The following is a 23,172-nucleotide window of genomic DNA, read 5'->3' as shown; positions in this document are numbered from 1 at the left end:
CCAGCGGCAGCAGTAGTAGAAGTAAATGCAGTATGTTATAGTGTTGTTTTCCCGTAGGGGGTATAGCTCAGCTGGGAGAGCGCTTGCATGGCATGCAAGAGGTCAGCGGTTCGATCCCGCTTACCTCCACCACGTCGGAAAACACATCTGTAGCAGTCCAGGGTCCCCATCGTCTAGAGGCCTAGGACATCACCCTTTCACGGTGAGTACCGGGGTTCGAATCCCCGTGGGGACGCCAAGAATTCGGCAAGTGCAGTAAAGTAGTAATCGGAACAGTTTTAGGTCCCCATCGTCTAGAGGCCTAGGACATCACCCTTTCACGGTGAGTACCGGGGTTCGAATCCCCGTGGGGACGCCAAGAATTCGGCAAGTGCAGTAAAGTAGTAATCGGAACAGTTTTAGGTCCCCATCGTCTAGAGGCCTAGGACATCACCCTTTCACGGTGAGTACCGGGGTTCGAATCCCCGTGGGGACGCCAGTCATGGCAAAAAGCCGCTTTTCAGCGGCTTTTTGCTTTTCCGCGTCTGTTTGCCGTGCAGTCACTCGTTTGCAGTCGATTCGTTTGCAGTCGATTCGTCCGCAGTCGATACGTTCGCAGTCATGCGTTGACAGTCATGCGTTGACAGTCACTCGTTGGCAGTCAATGCGCTTGCACCCGGCGCGTTCGCGGTCACGCCCCCCGGTTTGCCTGCATGTGTGGCGGATGCTCACCAGCCGCGCGGCGGCAATCCTCCCAGCGTAAAGCCATATTGCAGCGCCTGTACCGCCAGTGGCGACTGGCCGAGGAATTGCGGTACCGGCGGGTAGACCTGCATCATTCCGCCGTTGCCATTGCCGCCCAGTCCGGCTCCACCCATTCCCCCTCCCAGCCCAACCCCGCCGAGGTCGCCATACATGGCCGGCCAGGCACCCGCTTGCTGGCCGGGAACCAGCGGCAGCCCGAGCGCGGCCAGCGCATCCGGCATGCCGTGGCCGATGCGCGACTGGTCGGCCAGGCTGACCCGGCGCGCGCTGAGGCGAAGCACCTGGAACAAGCGGTCGATCCGTTCCGGCGAGCGCGTGCCGCCCAATCCCTGGAATTCCGGCCGGTGCGCCAGGATCAGGGCCGCCAGCCCGGTGATGTGCGGCGCCGCCATCGAGGTGCCGTCCCAGGCAGCAAAATTATTCGGCGGTACCGACGAGACGATCGCCACCCCCGGCGCGCAGACGTCGACCTGGGGTCCGAAGCAGCTGAACTTGGCGCTGAAATAGCCCTGGCCATCGGCATCGGGGCTGACGGTTTCGGTGTGATAACTGTCGGGCGGGAACTCGCCGAGCTTGCCAAGCGCGGCAACTGCGAGCACGTTGGGCGACGATGCCGGATATTGCACCGGTCCGCCCGAATTGCCGGCCGCCGCGATGCAGGCCACGCCGGCCTGGCGCGCACGCACGATCTGGCGTTCCAGCGCTTCCGACGGTGTGCCGCCGCCCAGGCTCATGTTAACGACGTCGATGCCCTGCTCGATGCAGTATTCGAGCGCCTCGATCAGCTGGCTGATCTGGCCGCCGGGGAAAAGCTTGCAGACGTGGATTTCGGCGTCGGGCGCAAAGCCGCGGATGCCCCAGGCCGGATCGCTGGCCGCAATCACGCCGGCGCAGTGCGAGCCATGGCCCAGCGCGTCCTGACTCCAGGTACTGGGATCGGTACGCTTGTTGATGATGTCGAAGCCGGCGTGTATCCGGTTCAGGTTGCCGTGGCTGGTGGCAGCGCCCGAGTCGATGACGGCGATCTTCACGCCCTGGCCGCGGAAGTGGGGCGGCAGCTGGTCGAGGCGCATCGCGCGCGCCCCCCAGCCGACCGCGCCCTGGCGCGGAAAGCCGGGCAACGAGGGCGACTCCGACAGCGCATGCAGGGTGACGATATTCGGTTCGTCCATGCTGAGGTCGGGATCGCGCTGGTAATAGCTCCAGTAATCGGCGCGCGGCTTCACGTACAGGCCGCTGATGGTGCGCGGGTCGTCGCCGTACAGGCGCAGCTGCGCCATGCCGTTGGCGTCGGTGACGCTCGAGGCCGGCAGCATGCCGCCGAACAGCGATACTTCGGCCTCGGGCAGCGGCGTGCCGTCCTTGCCGATGACGGAAATGCTCACGTCCACGGCCGGACCGCTGTAGGGCGTCAGCGACGACACCAGGTCGGGCCGGCGCAGCATCGGATCGAGCAGCTGCAGGTGCTGGTCGCGCTCGACGAGCAGGCGCCCGCCGCCGCGCCCGTGCAGTTCGGCCGCCTGGCGGTCGGTCATGCGCGCCACCAGCACGCCTTCGCCGCCACCGTCGATACTGGACGTGCCAACCGCGCTCCGGGCGCCGACCGTGTCGACGACATCGATGTCGGGGCTGGCGCGCAGTGCCTGCTCGACGGTCGAGAGCGACAAGGGCGCGAGGCCGACGGAGCCCAGGCTCAGGGTGCCGAACCCGCCCTGCGGCTGGCGCGGCGCGACGAGGTATTTTTTCTTGCGTTCGCCGACCGCGCGGCCGCGCGTTTCCGGCGCGGCGCCGTCGAGGCCGCCAGTGCTGTCGGGACCATCCGGCTGGCCGCCGTGGTCGGCGCCGTGTTCCGCACCATCGGCGGGGCCGCCTTGGGGAGTCTTGGGCATGTCTTTTCCTTTCGATCGACCGGCCTGCTTGCCGTGCCGGGCGCGGCACGCGCCTCAGAACAGCGACAGCGGGCTGTCCGGTTCGATCATCAATTGGTTGTGGGTACGTTGCTTGAGTTGTTCGGCGGTCGCGGGGTCGGTTTCGACGACAACGGTATGCGGCGGCCCGGCGCTCGGGCCGATGGTGTCGACCAGGCGCACGGCGGGGGTGTCGCGAATGCTGTCGAGGAAGCGGGCGAGCACGGCGTTGTCGTCGGCGGCGGCGCGGACGATGTAGCGGGTCGATGCTGGGGTACTCGGCATGGGCAGTTTCTCCAGTGCTAGCCTCCCGCCCGCAGGCGGGAAGGGGTGCGGCCCGGCTGCACTCCAGGACAGCCGGGGCCGCGGATAACGGGCATCAAGGCATGGTCAAGGCATGGTCAATGCATGGTTTGCTGGCCACCCATCTGCGCCAGTTGTGCCTGCTGCGCCTGCTGTGCATAGGCCGCGTACGGGTCGGCCGATTGCGGCAGCATGCGGGTCAGCTGGCCGGCGAAGCCGCCGATCTGGCTGCCCAACTGCTGGTTGCCGAACTGGCTGCCGATGAAGCTGCCGATCGGCTGCGCATACTGGCCGGCCAGGCCGGCAAGGTCGGTCAGCCAGCTCTGCGGTGCAATCTGGCCCTGGCCGCCCACCTGTGCCTGGCTGGCCTGGGCCTGGGCAGCCAGCTGGCGTTGCAGCACGACGGCCTGTTGCTGCAACTGTTGTAGTGCATGGTGCAGCTGCTGTTGCTGGGCCTGGATATGCTGCAGTTGCTGCACCAGCGGGTGTTGCTGCTGCACGGCGCCGGCCTGGGCATCCACGGACTGGGGCAGGAAGCCGCCCACTTGCTGCAGGCCGCCGCCGATGATACCGCCCAGGGTCGGGTTTTGCGTGATCTGGCCAAACAGCTGGCCGGCCGGCTTGGCCAGTTTCTTGACCCAGCTGCCCCAGCCTTGCGGAGAGAACTGCTCCATCTGGGCTTGCTGCTGCTGTTGTTGCTGCAGTTGCTGCAGTTGCTGGAGTTGTTGTAGCTGTTGCAGTTGCTGCAACTGCTGGAGTTGTTGCAGCTGCTGCGGCTGCTGCTGGGCGCCCGTCGGGTCGGCGCTGAAGGGTGAGAAGCTGCCGAGCAGGCCACCGGCAATTTCGCCGATGCGGCTGCCGAGATTGGGGTTGCCGAAGATATCCCCGATATTCCGGCCAATGAAGCCCCCGGCGGGTGCGCCAAAGGCGCCGCCCAGGAAGGCTTGCGGTGCGATTTCGGGCTGTCCAACTCCGTACTGCTGGAATTCGTTCATGCTCGACTCCTTGTTTGCAATGCGGCTGCCGGCAACAGTACCGGCGCTCGGCACGCGATGGCGTGCCCGGCTGATGTCGATTCCCTTACACACGTGCTGCAAGCGGCCGCGTACGTGGCATCCGTGCGCCGGGTAAGGCCGGTGCGCGGACGGAGGGCAGGGCGACGGACCGGTGTCCGCCTTCCTGCAGGTAGGCGTTGGACCGGGTGTGCCGCGCGAAGTTTGAGGCGTTTCGGGGGTATGCCTGTTTCCCGAAAAGTGGCTTGCGTTGGCGCAGACAAGTGGCAATCAAGCCCGGAAAACGCCCGCCATTCGCGCCTCGCGACCGCATCCACGCCACTGGGTTCGACTGCCGGATCGGATAGAATGGCGCGCTTCCCGCGCTTATCCTCTTCAAGACATGTCCCTGCATCCACAGCACCCCACGACCCTGACCATCTTCTGCAAGGTCGTCGACAACTACGGCGATATCGGCATCTGCTGGCGCCTGGCGCGCCAGCTGCGGCACGAGCACGGCGTGGCCGTCACCTTGTGGGTGGACGACCTGAAGAGCTTCCGCCGCATCTGCCCCGGCGTCGACCTGGACGCCGAACGCCAGCTGGTGCAGGGCGTACAGGTGCGCCACTGGCGCGGCCAGGACGGAAGCCATGCGCCCGGCGAGGTCGACGACATCGTCATCGAGTTCTTCGGCTGCGAGCTGCCGCCCGGCTATGTCGAGGCCATGGCGCGGCGCGAACCGCGTCCGGTGTGGCTGAACTACGAAGGGCTCAGCGCCGAGGAGTGGGTCGAGGGCTGCCACCGCCTGCCGTCGATGCATCCGCGCCTGAAGCTGACCAAGCATTTCTTCTTCCCGGGTTTCACGGACAAGACCGGCGGCCTGCTGCGCGAACGCGCGATCGGCGCCGAACGGGCGGCCTTCCAGTCGGACCCGGGCCAGGCGCAGGCCTTCCTGGCCGGGCTCGGCCTGGCGCAGGGCGAGATCGACGCTTTTAAAGTGTCGCTGTTCTGTTATCCGTTCGCGCCGGTGGCTTCGCTGTTCCGGGCCTGGGAGCGCGGCGCCGCCCCCATCGCCTGCCTGGTGCCGGAGGGCGTGGCCGCCGATGCCGTGCAGGCGTTCTTCGGCAAGACCGCCCGGGCCGGCGACAGCGCCACGCGCGGCGCGCTCACCGTGCGCATCCTGCCTTTCGTGGCCCAGCCCGATTACGACCGCCTGCTCTGGGCCTGCGACCTGAACTTCGTGCGCGGCGAGGATTCCTGGGTGCGCGCCCAGTGGGCGAACCGGCCCTTCGTCTGGCACATCTATTTGCAGGACGAGAATTTGCACCACAAGAAGCTGCGCGCCTTCCTCGACCGCTACGCCGTCGGGCTCGACAGCCTGAAGACCTTTTCGCTGCACTGGAACGGCGCCGGGCCGGGCGACCCGCAAGACCAGGACTGGCAGGCGCTGTGGGCGGACTTGCTGGCCGACATGCCGGAAATGGCCGAGCGGGCAGGGGCGTGGGAAACGCGGATGTTGGAGAACGGCGACCTGGCGACGAACCTGCTCGCCTTTGCTGCCTCACTTCGTTAGGCGCGCGGCACATTCCATGCTATGATGCTCTGTTACTGCAACCCCTTTTATCGATCATACTTCATATGAAACCCGCAAAAGAAATCCGTGTTGGCAACATCATCATGGTTGATGAGAAGCCTTTTATCGTTCTGCGTTCCGACGTCAACGGCTCGAGCCGCACGGGCTTCACCTACAAGTGGAAGATGAAGAATCTTCTGACGAACGCTCCGCTGGAAAACGTGTTCCGTGGCGATGACAAGTTCGACGTCGTCGTGCTGGACAAGAAGCCGGTGACCTACTCGTACTTCGCCGACCCGCTGTATGTCTTCATGGACGAAGAGTACAACCAGTTCGAAATCGAAGAAGAGAACCTGGGCGAAGCGCTGAACTACCTGAAAGACGGTATGGAATGCGAAGCCGTGTTCTACGACGGCAAGGCCATCTCGGTCGAACTGCCGACCATCATCGCACGCCAGATCGTGTACTCGGAGCCTGCAGTCAAGGGCAACACTTCGGGCAACGTCCTGAAGGAAGCGAAGATCGAGAACGCCATCGAAGCCCACCAGCACACCGTGATGGTGCCGCTGTTCGTGAGCCAGGACGACGTCATCGAAATCGACACCCGCACCAACGAATACAAGAAGGTCGTTCGTAACTGATCGTTCCTTCTGTCGAAAAAACGCTGCCCCTCTCGGCAGCGTTTTTTTCGTCCCTACAATTCGAACGCGGCGGTATCGGGCCCGCGGCGCTGCTATCCTATTGCTCTAACAATATATAAGGAGCGGAAATGGATCGCAGGGACTTTGTTCGATTCGGCATGGCGGCCGGCGCCTTTGCGGGTGTCACCGGCCCAACGGCAGCGGTGGTGCCCAAGCCCAGGCCACGCGCCGAATCCGACATCCTCGACGCCGGCGTGCGCGAGCAGGGCGCGGCCATGGCGGCCGGCACCATCAGCTCGCACACCCTGGTGGGGCGCTACCTGGCGCGCATCGCCGCCATCGACAAGGCCGGCCCGCGCCTGAACGCCGTCATCGAAACGAATCCCGAGGCCCTGAAGATTGCCCAGGAGCTGGACCGCGAGCGTGCCGGCGGCAAGCTGCGCGGGCCGCTGCACGGCATCCCGGTGCTCTTGAAAGACAACATCGCCACCGGCGACCGCATGTGCACGACGGCCGGTTCGCTGGCGCTGGACGGCGTGCGCGCCAGCCGCGACGCGTTCGTGGCCGCACGCCTGCGCGCGGCCGGCGCCGTCATCATCGGCAAGACGAACCTGTCGGAATGGGCGAACATGCGTTCCACCCATTCGGTGAGCGGCTGGAGCGCGCGCGGCGGGCAAACAAAAAATCCCTATGCCCTCGACCGCAACCCGAGCGGTTCCAGCTCCGGCTCGGGCGCGGCGATTGCCGCCAGCCTGGCAACGCTGGCCGTGGGCACCGAGACCGATGGTTCGATCGTCTCGCCGGCGTCGAGCTGCGGCATCGTCGGCCTGAAACCGACCCTGGGCCTGGTCAGCCGCAGCGGCATCATCCCGATTGCCCACTCGCAGGACACCGCCGGCCCGATGACGCGCAGCGTGGCCGATGCCGCCCTGATGCTGGCCGCCATGACCGGCGTCGACAGCGACGATGCGGTGACGAAAGAGAGTCAAGGCAAGATCGGCGATTACGTGGCGGCGCTGCGCCTCGATGGGCTGCGCGGCAAGCGCATCGGCGTGGCACGCAATTTCTTTGGCGGCAGCACGGCGGTGGACAAGGTTGTCGAGGAAGAACTGGCGCTATTGAGGGCGCAAGGCGCATTGCTGGTCGATGTCGAGCTGCCGAACACCGACAAATATGGCGAGTCGGAAATGGCGGTCCTGCTGCACGAGTTCGCGCCCGACCTGGAAGCCTGGCTGGCCGCCTACGCGCCGCACGCGCCGGTGAAGAACATGGCCGATGTGATCGCCTTTAATGAAAAACAGGCTGCGCGCGAAATGCCGTACTTTGGCCAGGAGCACTTGATTGCAGCAGGGAGCAAGCGTGGGCTGGACGCGAAAGCGTACCGCGAAGCACTGGCCAACAACCTGCGCTACACGCGCGAGGAAGGCATCGACAAGGTGCTGCGCGCGCATCGCCTCGATGCGCTGGTGGCGCCGACCGGCGGCGTGGCCTGGCTGACCGACTACATCAACGGCGACCACTACGGCATGAGTTTTTCGTCGCCGGCGGCGGTGGCGGGTTATCCGCACATCACGGTCCCGGCCGGCTACACGCGCGGCTTGCCGGTCGGGCTGTCCTTCGTCGGCACGGCCTATACCGAGGCGGCGCTGATCGGCATGGCCTACGCCTATGAACAGGCGTCGCGCCGGCGCCGCGCGCCGACCTTTCCGGCCACGGTCAACGTGAAGGCATAACCCTCAGCCGCGCTTGGCGCGCTCGAAGGCCGGTCCCCACAGCGGGTGGCCTTCCTCGCCCGGTTCGAGCGAGAATTGCGGGTCGATCTTCAGCGCCTTTTCGAATGCCTGCTGGCATTGCTTGGGGCGCGAAGTGACGCAGTAGCTGAAGGCGGTGTACTTCAGCGCCGTGGTGCGGATGCGCAAGGGGGCGCCGCTGCGGATGTCGTTCGCGTTCAGGCGCTTGATGGCGCCGTTGAAGTCGCCTTCGTTGTAGAGGCGGATGCCTTCGCGCAGGGCTACCTGCTCGCGCCCGCCTGGTGCGTCGGCACGCGCTTCGGCGCGCGGACGGCTTTCGCTGCGCGGCTCGGTGCGCGCTTCGGCTTTCAGGTGGTCGCTCGACGGATCGCGCTCGAACAGCGGCGCGATCTGGGCGCAGCCGGCCAGGGCGCTGCCTGCCAGAATGGTCAACAGCAAGCGATGCTGCAGGAATCGGTTCATCGTTTATCTGCCTCCCTCGGCTGGCGCCGTGAAATCGTGTTCGATGGTCGCGCTTTCCACGCCACCGGCATTGACCGTCATCATGTGCTCCGCGAAGTTCGGATTGACGATACGGATCGTGTGCTGGCCCTGGCCCAGGGTCAGGCGCTTGACCGGCGGGCTGACGCCGCGGTCAACGCCGTTCACGTAGACCGTGCCCCAGGGCTTGATCAGCAGTTTGTAGGTGGTGCCGTTGACGACGGCATCGGCGTGGCGGCTGCCTGGCGCTGCGCCCGTGTTGGCGGCGCCGTTGCCGCTGGCGGGTTCGGGCGGCGTCACCGCTGCGGTTGCGGCATCGGTGGCGTCGGGCGTGAAGTCGCCGGTCGGCGCCGCGGCTGTGTCCGCGCCCACGGTTGCGGCGGCATCGCTGGCGGGCGCGACCATGGCTTCGCGCGCATCCAGTCCTTGCGCGGCCGGTTCCTGCGGCAGGGAGGCGGCAAGCACGTCGTCCGAGCTGTCCTGGTTCAGGTGGGCATACAGGGCGCTGCCGGCCGCCAGCAACACGATGGCGGCGCCGGCGATCATGGCCCAGCGTTCGATTCCGTTCTTTGTCTTGCGGGCGGAAAGCGCCTGCGCATCCGCTTTCGGGCGGATCGGCGCCGGCGCGGATGCTGCGGATGCTGCCGCCGCGGATGCGGAATGGGCGGAGGGCTTGAGCGGCGTTGCCGCGATCGGGCTGGCTGGCTTCGGCTCCGGGCGTGATGGCGGTGGTGCGAGGGGCGGCGTCTGCGCAAGGGGCTGGAGCGGCGGCAACGGCTGCATTGGCTGCATTGGCTGCATTGGCTCCGGCGGCTCCGGTTCCTCCGCCTTGCTCAGTTCGAGCGAAGCTTCCGGCGCCGCCGGCACGGGCACGATCGCCGGCGCTTCCCCGGCCTGCGCGACCGCTGCTTCATGGACGGGGCCTTCGTCGACCGCTGCGCCGGCTTCCAGGCCGAGCATCGCACGGAATTCCGCAATGCTCTTCGGCCGCAGGCGCAGGTTCGGACCCAGGCAACGGTCGATCGCTTGCGTGAGCCGGTCGCTGTAGTCATCGTACAGGCGCGGGCCGAGCGGGCCGTCGGGTGGATCTTCGGCGCTGATGGCGTAATGGATGACCAGGGCCAGCGCGTGGAGGTCGCCGGCGCTGTCGGCCTCGTCCGAGGCGAGCCCGTCGGGCGAGGGGAGCAGCAGCGCTTCGCCGTTCTCCAGCACGACCACGCTGTCCGGCGAAATGATGCGGTGCGGCGAATTGCTGGTGTATTGCTGTTCCAGCGATTGCAGGATGTGCTGCAGGATCCGGCGGCACCACGCTTCGCTCACGAGCGCAGGGCTGTGCTCGACGATATCGCGGACCGTGCGGCCGTCCGCGAACGGGGTGTAGAGGACTGTGTTTTGGCTGGTCATTTTGCTAACCGTTTATTTTTAGCAAAACTATGCCAGATTTGGGGCGAGCGTGTCGCTGCTGAGTCAACCGTGCGCGGCCGACCCAGCCCTGGAGCGTGTCAGACGTCGAGGAAACGCATCTTGAAGTTGCGGCCCTTGATGGTGCCAAAATCCGGACCCAGGCGGTTGCCGGCATTCAGGCGGTCGAAGGCGTCGTGGGCCACGCGGCGGTCGAGCGCCACATAGGTCTGGAATTCGCTGACGTTGATCTTGCCGACCTGTTCCTTCAGCAAGCCGGCGTCGCCGGTCAGCGCGCCGAGCACGTCGCCCGGACGCAGCTTGTCCTTCTTGCCGCCGGAAATGACCAGCGTAACCATCGGCGCCGGATCGGCCGCCAGTTCGTTGTCGCCGAGTTCTTCCAGCTTGTGCCAGGCGACCGGCGCATTCTGGTATTCCTCGATCAGGCGCACCCATTTCTTTTCGTTCGGCGCGCACAGCGACAGCGCCAGGCCCGACTCGCCGCCACGTCCGGTGCGGCCGATGCGGTGCACGTGGACTTCGGCATCCTTCGACACGTCGACGTTGATCACCGCTTCCAGGTTCGAGATGTCGAGGCCGCGCGCGGCGACGTCGGTGGCCACCAGCACCGAGCAGGAGCGGTTCGCGAACAGGATCAGGATCTCGTCGCGCTCGCGCTGTTCGAGTTCGCCGTACAGGGCGAGGGCCGAGAAGCCCTGCGCGCGCAGCGAGTCGGCCAGTTCGCGGCAGTGGGCCTTGGTGTTGCAGAAGGCCAGGGCCGAGACCGGGCGGTAATGGCTCAGCAGGCGCGCCACGGCGTCATCGCGGTTATCGAAGCCGACTTCATAGAAGCGCTGCTCGATGGTCGATTCGTCGTGCTGGCTTTCGACCACCACTTCCAGCGGATCGCGCAGGAAGTGCGAGGTGGCGTGGCGGATATCGTCCGGGTAGGTGGCCGAGAACAGCAGGGTCTGGCGGCGTTCCGGGCAGGCGCGCACGATGTTCGCGATCTCGTCGTAGAAACCCATGTCGGTCATGCGGTCGGCTTCGTCCAGCACCAGGGTCTGCACGCGCGACAAGTCGAGGGTGTTGCGGCCGAGGTGGTCGCGGATGCGGCCCGGAGTGCCGACCACGATGTGGGCGCCGTGCTCGAGCGAGGCGATCTGCGGGCGCATGGCCACGCCGCCGGTGAGGGTCAGGATCTTGACGTTGCCGACGCCGCGCGCCAGGCGCCGCAGTTCGCCGGCCACCTGGTCGGCCAGCTCGCGCGTCGGACACATCACCAGGCCCTGGACCGCGAACCACGCCGGGTTCAGTTTCTGCAGGATGCCGATGCCGAAGGCGGCCGTCTTGCCGCTGCCGGTGGCGGCCTGGGCGATGAGGTCGCGGCCTTCCAGCACGGCGGGCAGGCTTTCGGCCTGGATCGGCGTCATCTCGCGGTAGCCGAGGGTGTCGAGATTGGACAGGAATTGCGGCGCCAGCGGCAGCGCGGAGAAGGGATGGGTCATCGGATATCCAGCGATTGGAGCGTGTGAAAAAGCGTCAGGGCAAGGGGTACGGCCTGCCGGCGCGTCGGCGAAGACAGTACAAACGTACGGCGAGACGACGCAACGCAGCCCTGGCGATTTTTCACGCGCTCAGGCCGGAGTCGCCGGCGCCCAGACCGGTAAGCCGGTCAAATCGAGGTTGTCGTCGCGGCGCCAGACTGGCAGGCCGGTGGTGTCGGTTTCTTCGAGCAGGGTCAGCTGCTCTTGTTTCATGGAGGCACGACGAGGACGGGAAGCGCGCTTCGGCTCGACAACGCTGGGTTCGAGCGGTGCGGCCGCCTCAAAACCCGGCAGGTCGAACGTCGCGTTGTCTTTCTTGTCTCTCATCTGGCTTATCTGGTGTGTGGTGCCCCAGAAAACAAAAGCCCGGCTACAAGAGTCGGGCTCGTTTCGTGCTAAGTGTTTGGTTGCGGGGACAGGATTTGAACCTGTGACCTTCGGGTTATGAGCCCGACGAGCTGCCAGACTGCTCCACCCCGCGTCTGAGGCAAGCATTGTACCGCGTCTGGCGGCCTGACGCAAATATGCGTTTCAGGCGGCCTTCCGCCTGCGTTCAACCGACGCGCAGGCGCCACAGGGAAGTCACTTCGCGCGAGCGCGCCGCGTGCAAGGGATCGTCGGCATCCTGCGCTTTGCCGTGGGTCGGCTGCACGTCGTGGCGGCCGGCCACCTGCAGCCCGGCTTCGCCCATCCAGTTCAGTAATTGCTCGCGCGTGCGCAGGCCCAGGTGCTCGGCCAGGTCGGAGATGATCAGCCAGCCTTCGCCTTCTGCGGCCAGGTGCGCTTTCAAACCGCCGAGGAAGCCGCGCAGCATGCGGCTGTCCGGATCGTAGATCGCGTATTCGATGGCCGAGCTTGGCTTACCCGGCAGCCAGGGCGGATTGCAGACCACCAGGTCGGCCTGGCCTTCGGGGAAGAGATCGGCCTTGACGATCTCGACCTGCTTCGACAAACCCAGGCGTTCGACGTTCTCGCGGGCGCAGCCGAGGGCGCGCTCGTCCATATCGGTGGCCACCACGCGCTGCACGCCGCGCCGCGCCAGCACGCCCGAGAGCACGCCGGTGCCGGCGCCGATGTCGAAGGCGAGCCTGGCATGCGGCGGCAGCGGCGCCTGCGCCACCAGGTCGACGTACTCGCCGCGTACCGGCGAGAACACGCCGTACCAGGGATGGATGCGGCCATCCAGCGCCGGGATGTGCACGCCCTTGCGGCGCCACTCGTGGGCGCCGATCAGGCCCAGCAGTTCGCGCAGCGAGGCGACGCTGGTCTCGCTCGCCGGTCCCCAGGCTTCGCGGCAGGCTTCCTGCACCTCGGGCGCACGGCGCAGCGGGATCGTGTAATCGGCGTCGAACGGGATCAGCAGCATCGCCAGGGTGCGGGCGCGTTGCAGCTGGGACAGGCGGTGGCGGTGGAATCCTTCGGTCGGCGTCGGCGCGGCCTTGCCGGCCTTGGCCCGCCTGGAGTGCGACCCCTTGTGGTCGATGCGGCGCGCCAGCGCCTGCACCAGCTGGCGCGCGTTCTGGAAGTCGCCGCGCCAGAGCAGGGCGGTGCCGTCCAGCGCCAGGCGCCAAGCCGTGTCGGCGGACATCGTGTCGTCGGCGATCGCGACTTTTTTCGGCGCCGGCCAGCCGCTTTCGGAACGCCACAGCGCCGAGCGTTGCTGGCCGCCTTCCACCCATTCGATACGCGTCATATTAATGGTGGTGATGCCAGTTGGTGCCGTTCGAGTCGAGGAAGGACTTCACGGCATCGGCGCTGCCGGTGGCGTGCAGCTTGACTTCGCCGCAACCGCAGATGCCCTGGTAAGGCTGGATGTGCGAGCAGGCCGAGACCTTTTGCAGGTAGACGGTGACGGGTTTCGCGCACTTGGCGCATTTGAAGGTAAGGGTGCGTGCGGGTTTCATGGTTGTAGAGGTTGTTGGTGCAAAGGGCGCATTGTACAAGGATGCCTGGCCTCCCGTCCCGTTTCGGCCGCGTCTGAAACTTGCGCAATGTGGTGCAGCGAATGTGGCCGGGCGGTACATTTACTCCGAGAATCTTCTAGCGGGGTAATATGGAAATGCACAATCATGAATAAATCGATCAGCACCCCCGCCGCGCCGCGCTATTTTGCCCGCCTGAAGAAAATCGCCGTCTATACGGCCGTGCTGGGTGGCGCCTATTTCCTGTTCGATTGGTATAACGCGATTCCCTCTTGCGCTTCCGGGCCGGTCCGTGAGTCGATCGAATTTTCAGCCTGGCATGCGCTTCGTGCGATGGACGAAAACGTCGTGCCTGCACTGCCCAAGATGTTGAAGACGGAGCAGATCGGCCATGCCAGCGCGCGCCGCGAACGTGGCTGTGTAGCGACCGTGCGTGCAGGAGAGGAATTGCAGTCCTATGCCTACATTGTCTCGCCGCGCGATGGCAGGAAAGTGAAGTTCGAGGTCACGGAGGCGCACCATCTGCTCGTCGCCGCACGGTTCGGGAATCTCGACCGCGACGGCGATTTCGGCAACAAGGCAGAGCCGATCGGGCGCGACAACGTCCAGCGCGCCCTGCGCGCGGCCCTCGATGCGCCAAACCTGTTCACGACCGGCTCGTCCATCTCGCAAGTCGAACCGCTGGGCGCCTGCCGCGCGGTCGGAGGAGGACAGCGCTACGCTTGCAATGTGATGCTTCAACTCGGCAACCTGCCACGCAACGGTGCCCGGGCGTCGTTCGGCATCCTCCAGGCGGAGTTCACGTTCGAGCGCACATCCGGGCGGGAAGGGGAGCAGCCGCAATGGCATGCTGCGGGCGATACCTACGGCAGGTATTTGCGCGCCGTCCATGAGGCACGCAAGACGGCGCTGCCTGTGAAGCCGGCGCCGGCAAGCGTTAGCGGTTGACGCGCGCCTGCGGTTGCGGAAACCGGTAATGCCCGGTAATCGGATAGGCAAACAGCCGGTCTTCCATGCGCGTACCCATCCCGATGTTATGAATCACGAGCGGCACGCCCGCTGCGGTGCGCACATCGGCAACCAGGCCGATGTGCGGCAAGCCTGGCGGCACCTGCCAGGTGACGATGTCGCCCGGGAGGTAATCCTTCGCATGCTTGCTGGCGCCCAGCGCGACGCCGTGGCGGCTGAAGTAGGCCGCCAGGTTCGGCACCCGGCGATGATCGATGTTCGGATCCGGCCGTTTCAAGTTCCACTTGGCGGGGTGCGGATAGGCGGACCATGCCCCCTTCATGTCGCGATGCACCAGTTCCTGCAGGTCGTAGCCGACGCGCCGGAATGCACGTACCACGACGTCGGTACAGACGCCGCGCTCGATCGGGACGTCGCCTTGTGGGTAGGCCAGCTTGACGTAGGCAGGATCGTAATGCAGCGTGACGCCGATCTGCTCGCGGGCGGCAGCGACCAGGTCCAGCCTTTCGGCGCGCGCTACGCCAGTAGCGGACAACAGCAAGAGCAGGATGGGCAAGACGCTCGAACGGACCATGGGCACTCTCCTCGGATGGCATGCCAGTATCGACGTGGCGCCCGGCGCCACGTTTGACGCAAATCGCTAAAGCACCGTCACCGCGCTGCTTCCTCCACCCGCCCGGCGCACCTGGATCTTGGCCGCGATCCGCTCCGTCATCTCGTGCACGTGCGAGATCACCCCGACCTTGCGCCCCATCGACTGCAGCGCGTCGAGCGCATCCATCGCCACCGTCAGGGTGTCGCTGTCGAGCGAGCCGAAGCCTTCGTCGATGAACAGCGACTCGACCCGCACCCGGTTCGACGACAGCGAGGCCAGGCCCAGCGCCAGCGCCAGCGACACCAGGAAGGATTCGCCGCCGGACAGGGAGTTGACCGAGCGGATTTCGCCGCCCATGTCGTGGTCGCGCACCATCAGCGCCAGCGACGGCGCGCCGGCATTGTCCACGCGCTCCAGGCGATAACGCTTGGCCAGGTGCGTCAGGTGGGCGTTGGCGTAACCGAGCAGCACCTCCAGCGTGAACTGCTGGGCGTAGTTGCGGAACTTCTTGCCGTCGGCGGAACCGATCAGATCGGAGAGCCGGCCCCAGCGCGCCTCGATCGCCTGCTGGCGCTCGATCTCGGCCAGCATCGCCTGCGCCTTGACGCGGCGCTCGTCGTCCTGCGCGGCTTGCAGGCGCAGCGTCGAGGCGCCGTCGTGCAGGGACTGGCGCTCGTCCAGCACCTTCTGCAGCGCGGCCTGCACCGCCTCGGCATCCTGGGCGTGCGACGCCGGATCGGCGCTCGCCTCGTGCAGCGCGCGCTGGTTCTTGCGTTCGGCCAGCACGGCGGCGGCCCTGGCGACGGCGCCGTCGATCTCGCCCAGGGCCGCGCGTTCGTTCGACAGCCACTGCGCGCCAACCGCCAGCAGCGAAGCCAGCGCCGCCCCGTTTTCCACCGGCTCCAGGTCGGCGTGGCGGGCGGCGTAGTCCTCGATCCAGTCCGCCAGGCGGGCCGCCGCGTCGCGCGCGTCGTCGAGCAGGCTGGCGATGCGCTCGCCGGACTGCGCGATGCTGCTGCGGATGCGGGTTTCCAGCTGGGCCGCTTCGTTGGCGGTCAGCTGGCGCGCGGCCAGGGCATCGCGTGCGGCCGTCAATTGCTGGCGCAGGCCGGCCTCGACGTCCTGCACCGCACGGCCGTCGAACAGCGCGGCGCGTTCGGCGCGGCGTTCGCGCAGGGCGGCCTCGCTGCGCGCGAAGGCTTCCTGGGCGCCAACGGCGGCCTGCGCGGCATGCTCGGCATGCACGGCGGCTTCGCGTGCGTTGGCCTCAACCGTGCCGAGCGCGCCGCGCTGCTCGGCCAACTGCGCCGACTGCGCGGTCCAGGCTTGCGCCTCGCCCGCACGGTCGCGGTGCCAGGCGCCGGGATCGGCGCGCCAGCCGGTTTGCCAGCCGTCGCCGCAGGAGGCGCACATCACCGGGTCGAGTTCGGCCAGCAGCGCATCCAGCGTTGCCGTGTCGCGTTCGGCCTGTGCGGCCAGGGTCTCTTGCGCGTGCCGGGCTTCCAGCTGGGCGGCGGCCGCGACTTGGGCCGCATCCTGTACGCGCTTGCATTCTGCGCTGGCCGCATCGAACGCAGCCTGGGCGGCATCGCGCGCCTGGAAGGCGCGCCGCGCCGCTCCCTGCTGCACATCATTTGCGCGCAGGGCTTCGCGCACGGTCTGCAGCTGGGCGGCGAACCAGTCGGCACGCGCGGTACCCGACGCGGATTCCGGCGCGGCTTCCGCTGCAAGCGGATGCCTGTCCCAGGCCGCTTCGAGCATCTGCACGTCGTCCTGCAGGCCGGCGCGTTCTTCGTCCAGCAGCTCCCGGCGTTCCTGGCTGGCCGCCAGTTCGGCGCGGTGCGTGGCCTGGGCCGACAGGTTTGCCTGGACCCGGGTGCGCACCTCGTCGACCTGCGCGCGCAGGGTGTCGAGCACGGCGTGCAGGCGCACGTCGGGCGCGGCATACGGGTGGTCTTCGCTGCCGCAGACAGGGCAGGGTGCATGCTTGACCAGCCGCTCGCGCAGGTCTTCGACCTTGGCGGCGCAGGCCAGTTCGGCGGCGCTGAGCGCGACCTGTGCCTGGCTGGCGGCGGCGCGCAAAGCTGGCGCGGCGTCGACGGCGGCGGCCAGCGCGGTCTCGGCGGCCAGACGGGCGGCGCCGGTTTTTTCGCGTTCGAGGTCGATGCGTTGCAGGCGCTGGCGCGCGCTGGCATAGCCTTGCCAGATCTTCTCGGCGGCGGCCAGGGCGTCGCGCCGCGTTTCCAGGCCCGCGCGCGCTTCCAGCAGGCTGTCGAGATCGAACTCGGCCAGCGCCTGCACGGCCTGGGCACGTGCGGCTTCCTGTTGTTCGATGCGCTTCGATGCCGCCTGCACCGCTTCCTTGCTGGCGGTGGCGCGGGCCGTGGCGTCGACCAGCGCACGCTCGGCCTTCACCAACTGAGCGGCGTTCGCACGGCTCGCCTGCGCGGCCGCATCGAGCTGGCCGAACAGCTTGTCCCAGCGCGGCCATTGGGCGGCCAGCGCTTCGAAGCGGCGGTTGGCATCGAGCCAGGCGGCGCTGCGCCCTTCGAGTGCGCGCGTGGCGTCGCGTTGCTGCGTGGCCTGGGCCAGTGCGGCCTGCGCCTTGCCCGACCCTGCTGCCGTGTCGTCGCGTTGCGCCGCGACCTTGGCGTGGGCCTCGCGCAGGGTGGCGATGGTGGCGTCCAGCGCCTTGGCCGCGTCCAGCTGCGGCGCGGCGGCCAGTTGCGCGGCTTCGACCTCGTGCACCGCATCGGCAGCAAGCGTCACGTCCTGCACTGCCTGGCGCGCCGCGTCCTGCACACGCTGCAGTTCGCGCTGGCCGTTGGCGAGCGCGGTTTCGGCTTCCACCCGTTCTTTCTCGAAGCGTGCCAGGTCCGCCATCAGCGGACGCGCGTCCTGCACCGCGTCGAGCGTGGCCAGGCGGATGCGGCGTTCGCGCGCGCCTTCGAACTGCACGCGCGCCTGCGCCAGGGCAGCGTCGGCATCGAGTTCGTTGCGGCGCAGCTTGTCGCGTTCCTGGTGCCAGCGCAGTTGGGTTTCCAGCAGCGCACGCTGCACCTCGACCGCTCCCAAGGCCGCTTCGGCCGCCGTCTTCGCGGCATCGAGTTCGGCGCGCGCTTCCGCCGCGAGAGGGGTCTGGTCGGCCAGGCGCGCGCTGATGCGGCGCACGTTTTCCTGTTCCAGCTTGTAGCGCTCGTAGGCGCGCTTCGAGATCTCGCTGTAGACGGCGCTGCCGGTTAGGGTTTCCAGCAGTTCGCCGCGCTCGTTCTCGTCGGTTTTCAAGAAGGCGGAAAACTCGTTCTGGGCCAGCAGCACCGAGCGCGTGAACTGCTCGAAAGACAGGCCGACGCGCTGCGCGATCTCGGCCGCCGCCTCGGTCTTGGTCGCGCCCAGGGCCACGAGTTCGGGCAAGCGGTGCAGGGTCATGGCGGGCGGCTGCAGCAGGCCGCTGGCCTTGTTGCGCGAGCGGCGCACGCTCCAGCGCGCGCGGTAGCGCAGGCCGTCGTTGCCGACGAAGTCGACTTCGGCATAACCTTCGGCGGTGCCGCGCCGCAGCAGGTTGCGCGGATCGAACGTGGAGACGGTGTCGCCGCCGGCATCGGGCAGGGCGCTGCCGCCACGGCCGCCGCTCTTCGGCAGGCGCGGCGTGTTGCCATATAAAGCCAGGCAGAGCGCGTCGAGCAGGGTGCTCTTGCCCGCCCCGGTCGGGCCGCTGATGGCGAACAGGCCGGAAGAAGCCAGCGGCTCGGCCTCGAAGTCGACGCAGAAGTCGCCGGCCAGTGAGGCCAGGTTGCGTCCGGCGATACGCAGGATCTTCATGCGTCCTCCCTGTCGCCGGGCATCATCAGCTCGGAAAAGGCCGAGAGCTGGTCGTCGGGCGCATCCTCGCCATAGCGCTGCTGCCACAGGCGCTTGAAGATGTCGTCGGGCTGCAGCTGGGCCAGCTGGTCGAGGGTCAGCGCTTCGGCCGCTTCACCGGCAACCGTCTTGCGGGTCGGCTCGATCTTCGCCAGGCGCACCGGCTTGCCGGCGATCGCCGCTTCCACCTGCGCGCGCAGGCCGGGCTCGGGGCCGTCGAGCAGCACGCGCACTTCCAGGTAGGGATGGCAGGCCGGCGGCAGATCGGGGTCGAGTTCAAGCGACTCCAGCGCGGCCAGCACCTCCGCCAGCGGCGCCGGCTTGGCGGGCACGCGCAGCATCTCGACGGCACGCGGCACGTGGATAGTCGTGACTTCGCGCGCCACCGCGCCGTCGAGGTCGATGCGCAGCACCTGGTGCTGGTAGCCGACTTCGGCAAACGACAGCGGCAGCGGGCTGCCGCAATAGCGCAGGTGTTCCTTCTTGCCCACGCGCTGGGCCAGGTGCAGGTGGCCGAGCGCCGCATACGCGATTTCGGGATCGAACATCGAGGCTGGCAGCGCCTCGGTGCCGCCGATCACGATGCGGCGCTCGGAGTCTTGGGAAGACTGGCCGTCGACCATGTGGCAGTGGCCCATCGCCAGGATCGCCTGGCCTGCTTCACGGCGCGACCTCGCCAGTTCGAAGGCCTGGCGATACAGCGCGGCGATGCCGTTCAGGTAAGCGTCGCCCTCGACTTCCACGCGCGGCACGTCGCCCGGGCGCAGGAAGGGGATACCGAGGCACCAGGCTTTGATGGTGCCGTCGCGGTCGCGCAGCGGCACCAGCAGGCGTTCGAGGTCGATGACGCCGTCGCGGCCGCGCACCACGTTGCCGATCACGGTCGTGCCATGCGCTTCCAGCAGCGGCCCCGGCGCTTCCAGCCGGCCCGGCGAATCGTGGTTGCCGGCGATGACGACGATCTGCAGGTACGGCGTGCGCGCCTTGGCGCGCTGCAGGAAACTGTAGAGCTGGCGCTGGGCGGCGGACGACGGATTCGCGTTGTCAAAGATATCGCCGGCAATCAGGAGGGCGTCGGCCTCTTCGCTCACGATGGTGTCGAGCAGCCAGTCGAGGAAGCACTGGTGTTCGTAGGTCCGGTCGTAATTGTGCAGGGTCTGGCCGAGATGCCAGTCGGAAGTGTGCAACAGCCGCATGGGGGAGTCGGAAATCGGGAGTCGGGAACAGGGGGGATGGGATCTACTGCGTCGGCTGAACTATAACGCAGGTCGCGCGCGGCCACAAAAAAATGTCCGGCTAGCGCCGCGGGTAATGGCCAAACGTCATTACAATATTGTCATGAGCGAATTGCATCTTTCCATGGACGGCGCCCGCGCCCTGCACCTGGCGGCCCAGGGCTTGCTGCAGCCGCGCCGGCGCAAGGCGGCCAAGGCCGACGTGCTCGACGCCATCCGCCGCATGGAAATGTTGCAAATCGACACCATCAATGTGGTCGCGCGCAGCCCTTATCTTGTCTTGTGGAGCCGGCTGGGCGACTACCGCAGCGAATGGCTGGACGAGCTGCTGGCCGAAGGGAAGCTGTTCGAGTACTGGGCCCACGAAGCCTGCTTCCTGCCGATCGAGGATTACGGCCTGTACCGCCACCGCATGCTCGACCCGGCGGCCATGGGCTGGAAGTATTCGAGCACCTGGATGCGCGAGCGCGCCGGCGAGGTCGCGGCGCTGCTGGCACATATTCGCAGCCAAGGTCCGGTGCGCTCCTCGGATTTCGAAAGGACGGACGGCAAGAGCGGCGGCTGGTGGGAATGGAAGCCGGAAAAGCGCTCGCTCGAAGTGCTGTTCACCTCGGGCGCGCTGATGATTTCGCGGCGTCACAATTTCCAGCGCGTGTACGACCTGGCCGAGCGCGTGCTGCCCGGCTGGAGCGATGCGCAGCTGCCGGCGCTGCCTGAGGTGCGCCGCAGCTTCGCGCTGCGTACCGTGAAAGCCCTGGGCCTGGCGCGCGCCGCCTGGATTCCCGATTACCACCGCACCCGGCGCCCGCACGTCGACCCGGCCGCGCTGGCTGGCGAGGGCTTGCTGCTGCGCGCCCGTGTCGAAGGCTGGAACGACCCGGTCTACATCCACCCCGACCATGCCGCGCTGGCGCAGCAGGCGGCCGATGGCGCCTTGAGTCCGACGCTCACCACCATCCTGTCTCCCTTCGACCCGGTGGTATGGGACCGGCGCCGCGCCTTGGAACTCTTCGGTTTCGACTACCGCCTGGAGTGCTATACGCCGGCCGCCAAGCGCCGCTACGGCTATTTCACATTGCCCATCCTGCGCCGCGGCGCGCTGGTCGGACGCATCGACGCCAAGGCGCACCGCCGCGCCGGCATCTTCGAGGTCAAGGCGGCGCTGTTCGAGCCGGGCCTGCGCACGAGCGAGGCCCTGGTGCGCGACGTCGCCGGCGCCTTGCAGCGCTGCGCGCGCTGGCATGGTTGCACGCAAATGGTCATCAACCGCGCCGAGCCGGACGCGCTGGCGGCGCGGCTGGCGCTGGCGCTGGAGTCCTCGCCCAGGTTGGGGCAAGCCGCATGAGCCTGCCCGCCGCCCCGCTGGACGTGGTGGGCGCGGACGGGCTGCCGTTATTCGGGCGTTATCGGGGGCTGGCCGGCGCGCCGGGCTGGAGCCGGCTGGCGCCACCGTTTGCGCGCGGCGCGCTCCGGCGCCGCTTGCACCATAAACGCTGGCATTTCGTCTCCTTGGTCACCGATGAGCTGTTCGTCGGCCTGGTCGTGATCGACATCGGCTGGAGCAACAGCGCCTTTGCCTATGCTTTCGACCGTACGCTGGGCAAAGTCGTGGAGGCATTTTCTCCGGTCGGCTTGCCGGGCTTGACGGCCGAGGTTGGCGCCAACGTGGCGGAGGGGGCGCGCTTCGTGATGCCGGGCCGGCGCATCGTCATCGAGGCCGATGGCGCCGATGGCCACCGCCTGCGCCTGCGCGCCGGCAATTTCCGTATCGATGCCGAATACGGCGGTGCCGGACCGCGCTTGCTGGCGGTCGGCCCGGTAGTCGATGGCGGCGCGGTGCACAGCACGCAAAAGTCGCCCGGCCTGGCCCTGCGCGGCACGGCCGATGCCGGCGGAAAACGCTTCCGCCTGGACGGCGGCGTTGCCAGCTACGACTTCTCGAATGGCTTGCTGGGGCGGCGCACGGCCTGGCGCTGGATCTCGGCGCACACGCGCGAGCTGGGCATCAATCTGCAAGCCGGCTATTTTGGCGACGCCGAGAATGCGCTCTGGCTGGATGGCGAACTGATTGCGCTGGGCTCGCTCGGCAGCCGGGTCGAGACCGACGGCGGCTGGACGATCGCCACCGCCGACGGCCTGCTCGACCTGCGCTTTACGCCCGAAGGCACGCGCCGCGACGACAAGCAATTGCTGGTTGCCAGCAGTAGCCTGACCCAGCATGTGGGACGTTTCGATGGCTGGGTCAAGGCTGGGCCGGACGGGCCGAAACGCACGGTTTCCGGGCTGACAGGACTGGCCGAAGACTACCGCGCACGCTGGTGAAAACGCCTGCGTCCGCCAACGCAGCAGGTTTCGTATGGTTGACTGTCGCTTCCGCGCCGACCGGTCCGAGTTTGAGCCAGATCAAACGCCCGCCAGGGTCCGCTCCTTACACTACGAGTTCTTTCGGGCTGAAGAAAAACACAACAAGCACAGCCTGTCCAAAACCAGACTTCCCACTTTGCCGTGCTTCCTCGCGGAGCATGCGCTTGCGTTGGAGAAATCGAGAGGAGACCGAATGCTTACCGCAACCTACACGCTCGTGGCATTGTCAGTTGAACAAACCAACATGCGCGTCAGCCTGCACGCAGTCCAGCAACTCGTTCAAAAAAGCTATGCGCGCCAGACGGCGCTGACGGTCGGCCAGGCCGAATACGTGTGCGATACCCTGCGCGGCCTGTACGAAAGCTGCCAGCGCCGCAAGCTCGACCGCTTCCTGCTGCCGGCCCTGCGCCGCGCCAGCGCGAATGCCGACAGTTTGGTGGCCGAACTCGACGGGCTCAGCCGCGAGGCGGTCGAATCCCTGGCCACCGCCAACGAGCTGCTGCGCGGCGGCATCGACAGCGAAGAGCGGGTCGACGCCTTCTGCACCGCCGTCGAGCGCTTTTGCGCCGCGCTGACCCTGCGTTTCGAGCGCGAGGAGCTGGAGCTGTTCCCGGTGGCGCGCATGGCGATCGCCGGCGAAACCTGGTTTGCGATGGCGCACCAGATGCTGGCCCACGACGCTTACCGCGAGGAGCACCGGGTGCACCTGGTCACGCCGCCGGCCAGCCGTCCGGCACGCGGCGAGCCTGCGCATCGCCAGGCGCCGCCGGTGTCGTACATGCACTGAGTATTCGTACGCACCGGGTGCGCCGGGGTTCCTGCACGGCGCCGGCGCACGCGGCAGTCCGGCGCATCGACTACGCCGCTGCCCAGCCCGGATGCGCTGC

Annotated in this window: 19 protein-coding genes and 5 tRNA genes; 11 read left to right on the top strand and 13 right to left on the bottom strand. The window is 67.3% G+C overall.

Annotated features, from left to right (window positions below):
• Positions 1 to 56: 56 nt before the first annotated feature.
• From QPK31_RS08760 to QPK31_RS08745, 4 genes are all read left to right on the top strand, one after another.
• Positions 57 to 132: transfer RNA gene (locus QPK31_RS08760), tRNA-Ala, on the top strand.
• A gap of 30 nt (positions 133 to 162) precedes the next feature.
• Positions 163 to 238: transfer RNA gene (locus QPK31_RS08755), tRNA-Glu, on the top strand.
• 44 nt (positions 239 to 282) lie between these two features.
• Positions 283 to 358 (top strand) — tRNA-Glu (locus QPK31_RS08750).
• A 44-nt stretch (positions 359 to 402) separates the two neighbouring features.
• Positions 403 to 478 (top strand) — tRNA-Glu (locus QPK31_RS08745).
• 229 nt (positions 479 to 707) lie between these two features.
• Here the strand turns inward: QPK31_RS08745 and QPK31_RS08740 are convergent.
• From QPK31_RS08740 to QPK31_RS08730, 3 genes are all read right to left on the bottom strand, one after another.
• Positions 708 to 2,633, bottom strand: a complete 1,926-nt coding sequence (locus QPK31_RS08740; protein WP_290422555.1) for a S8 family serine peptidase — start codon at positions 2,631 to 2,633, stop codon at positions 708 to 710.
• A gap of 54 nt (positions 2,634 to 2,687) precedes the next feature.
• Positions 2,688 to 2,936, bottom strand: coding sequence for a hypothetical protein (locus QPK31_RS08735; protein ID WP_290422554.1), 249 nt, complete (start codon positions 2,934 to 2,936; stop codon positions 2,688 to 2,690).
• Positions 2,937 to 3,052: 116 nt separating this feature from the next.
• The gene (locus QPK31_RS08730; protein ID WP_290422553.1) at positions 3,053 to 3,949 is read right to left on the bottom strand and encodes a hypothetical protein; all 897 of its coding nucleotides are present in this window, start codon (positions 3,947 to 3,949) and stop codon (positions 3,053 to 3,055) included.
• A gap of 400 nt (positions 3,950 to 4,349) precedes the next feature.
• On the opposite strand from QPK31_RS08730, the gene earP reads away from it, so the two are divergent.
• The 3 genes from earP to QPK31_RS08715 all read left to right on the top strand — a co-directional run bounded on the left by earP (position 4,350) and on the right by QPK31_RS08715 (position 7,893).
• Positions 4,350 to 5,519, top strand: coding sequence for an elongation factor P maturation arginine rhamnosyltransferase EarP (gene earP, locus QPK31_RS08725; RefSeq protein WP_290422552.1), 1,170 nt, complete (start codon positions 4,350 to 4,352; stop codon positions 5,517 to 5,519).
• A gap of 65 nt (positions 5,520 to 5,584) precedes the next feature.
• Positions 5,585 to 6,160 (top strand): elongation factor P, encoded by a 576-nt coding sequence (locus QPK31_RS08720; RefSeq protein ID WP_290422551.1) that lies wholly within the window; start codon positions 5,585 to 5,587, stop codon positions 6,158 to 6,160.
• 128 nt (positions 6,161 to 6,288) lie between these two features.
• Positions 6,289 to 7,893 (top strand): amidase, encoded by a 1,605-nt coding sequence (locus QPK31_RS08715; RefSeq protein ID WP_290422550.1) that lies wholly within the window; start codon positions 6,289 to 6,291, stop codon positions 7,891 to 7,893.
• A 3-nt stretch (positions 7,894 to 7,896) separates the two neighbouring features.
• Here QPK31_RS08715 and QPK31_RS08710 read toward each other — a convergent pair whose 3' ends face one another.
• From QPK31_RS08710 to QPK31_RS08680, 7 genes are all read right to left on the bottom strand, one after another.
• The gene (locus QPK31_RS08710) at positions 7,897 to 8,373 is read right to left on the bottom strand and encodes a TssQ family T6SS-associated lipoprotein (RefSeq protein WP_290422549.1); all 477 of its coding nucleotides are present in this window, start codon (positions 8,371 to 8,373) and stop codon (positions 7,897 to 7,899) included.
• A gap of 3 nt (positions 8,374 to 8,376) precedes the next feature.
• Positions 8,377 to 9,795 carry a hypothetical protein gene (locus QPK31_RS08705; RefSeq protein WP_290422548.1) on the bottom strand — a complete coding sequence of 473 codons (1,419 nt, stop codon included), beginning with the start codon at positions 9,793 to 9,795 and terminating at the stop codon, positions 8,377 to 8,379.
• Positions 9,796 to 9,893: 98 nt separating this feature from the next.
• Positions 9,894 to 11,300 carry an ATP-dependent RNA helicase DbpA gene (gene dbpA / locus QPK31_RS08700; RefSeq protein ID WP_290422547.1) on the bottom strand — a complete coding sequence of 469 codons (1,407 nt, stop codon included), beginning with the start codon at positions 11,298 to 11,300 and terminating at the stop codon, positions 9,894 to 9,896.
• Between the two features lie 129 nt (positions 11,301 to 11,429).
• Entirely contained in the window at positions 11,430 to 11,666 is a 237-nt protein-coding gene (locus tag QPK31_RS08695) for a hypothetical protein (RefSeq protein WP_229437003.1), read from the bottom strand.
• A gap of 77 nt (positions 11,667 to 11,743) precedes the next feature.
• Positions 11,744 to 11,820, bottom strand: a tRNA-Met gene (locus QPK31_RS08690).
• A 72-nt stretch (positions 11,821 to 11,892) separates the two neighbouring features.
• The gene (locus tag QPK31_RS08685; protein ID WP_290422546.1) at positions 11,893 to 13,032 is read right to left on the bottom strand and encodes a class I SAM-dependent methyltransferase; all 1,140 of its coding nucleotides are present in this window, start codon (positions 13,030 to 13,032) and stop codon (positions 11,893 to 11,895) included.
• A 1-nt stretch (position 13,033) separates the two neighbouring features.
• Positions 13,034 to 13,243 carry a hypothetical protein gene (locus tag QPK31_RS08680; protein WP_229436999.1) on the bottom strand — a complete coding sequence of 70 codons (210 nt, stop codon included), beginning with the start codon at positions 13,241 to 13,243 and terminating at the stop codon, positions 13,034 to 13,036.
• A 165-nt stretch (positions 13,244 to 13,408) separates the two neighbouring features.
• Here QPK31_RS08680 and QPK31_RS08675 point away from each other — a divergent pair, with 165 nt between their 5' ends.
• Entirely contained in the window at positions 13,409 to 14,209 is an 801-nt protein-coding gene (locus QPK31_RS08675) for a hypothetical protein (protein WP_290422545.1), read from the top strand.
• Here the strand turns inward: QPK31_RS08675 and QPK31_RS08670 are convergent.
• The 3 genes from QPK31_RS08670 to QPK31_RS08660 all read right to left on the bottom strand — a co-directional run bounded on the left by QPK31_RS08670 (position 14,199) and on the right by QPK31_RS08660 (position 19,882).
• A complete protein-coding gene (locus QPK31_RS08670; RefSeq protein ID WP_290422544.1) occupies positions 14,199 to 14,804 on the bottom strand; it encodes a DUF1287 domain-containing protein in 606 nt (201 codons plus the stop codon). The two genes, QPK31_RS08675 and QPK31_RS08670, sit on opposite strands and share 11 nt — an antisense overlap.
• 66 nt (positions 14,805 to 14,870) lie before the next feature.
• Entirely contained in the window at positions 14,871 to 18,647 is a 3,777-nt protein-coding gene (locus QPK31_RS08665) for an AAA family ATPase (protein WP_290422543.1), read from the bottom strand.
• A complete protein-coding gene (locus QPK31_RS08660) occupies positions 18,644 to 19,882 on the bottom strand; it encodes an exonuclease SbcCD subunit D C-terminal domain-containing protein (RefSeq protein ID WP_290422542.1) in 1,239 nt (412 codons plus the stop codon). Before QPK31_RS08660 ends, QPK31_RS08665 begins: the two co-directional genes overlap by 4 nt.
• Positions 19,883 to 20,024: 142 nt before the next feature.
• Here QPK31_RS08660 and QPK31_RS08655 point away from each other — a divergent pair, with 142 nt between their 5' ends.
• From QPK31_RS08655 to QPK31_RS08645, 3 genes are all read left to right on the top strand, one after another.
• Positions 20,025 to 21,266, top strand: coding sequence for a winged helix-turn-helix domain-containing protein (locus QPK31_RS08655; protein WP_290422541.1), 1,242 nt, complete (start codon positions 20,025 to 20,027; stop codon positions 21,264 to 21,266).
• Positions 21,263 to 22,243 (top strand): DUF2804 domain-containing protein, encoded by a 981-nt coding sequence (locus QPK31_RS08650; RefSeq protein WP_290422540.1) that lies wholly within the window; start codon positions 21,263 to 21,265, stop codon positions 22,241 to 22,243. Before QPK31_RS08655 ends, QPK31_RS08650 begins: the two co-directional genes overlap by 4 nt.
• A 235-nt stretch (positions 22,244 to 22,478) precedes the next feature.
• Complete coding sequence (locus QPK31_RS08645) at positions 22,479 to 23,072, top strand: DUF948 domain-containing protein (RefSeq protein WP_290422539.1); 594 nt, start codon at positions 22,479 to 22,481, stop codon at positions 23,070 to 23,072.
• Positions 23,073 to 23,172: the final 100 nt, after the last annotated feature.

It is taken from the genome of Massilia sp. YIM B02769 (assembly GCF_030411995.1).
In the GTDB taxonomy this organism is placed as follows: domain Bacteria; phylum Pseudomonadota; class Gammaproteobacteria; order Burkholderiales; family Burkholderiaceae_D; genus Telluria.
This window is presented reverse-complemented; position numbering and strand designations above follow the sequence as displayed.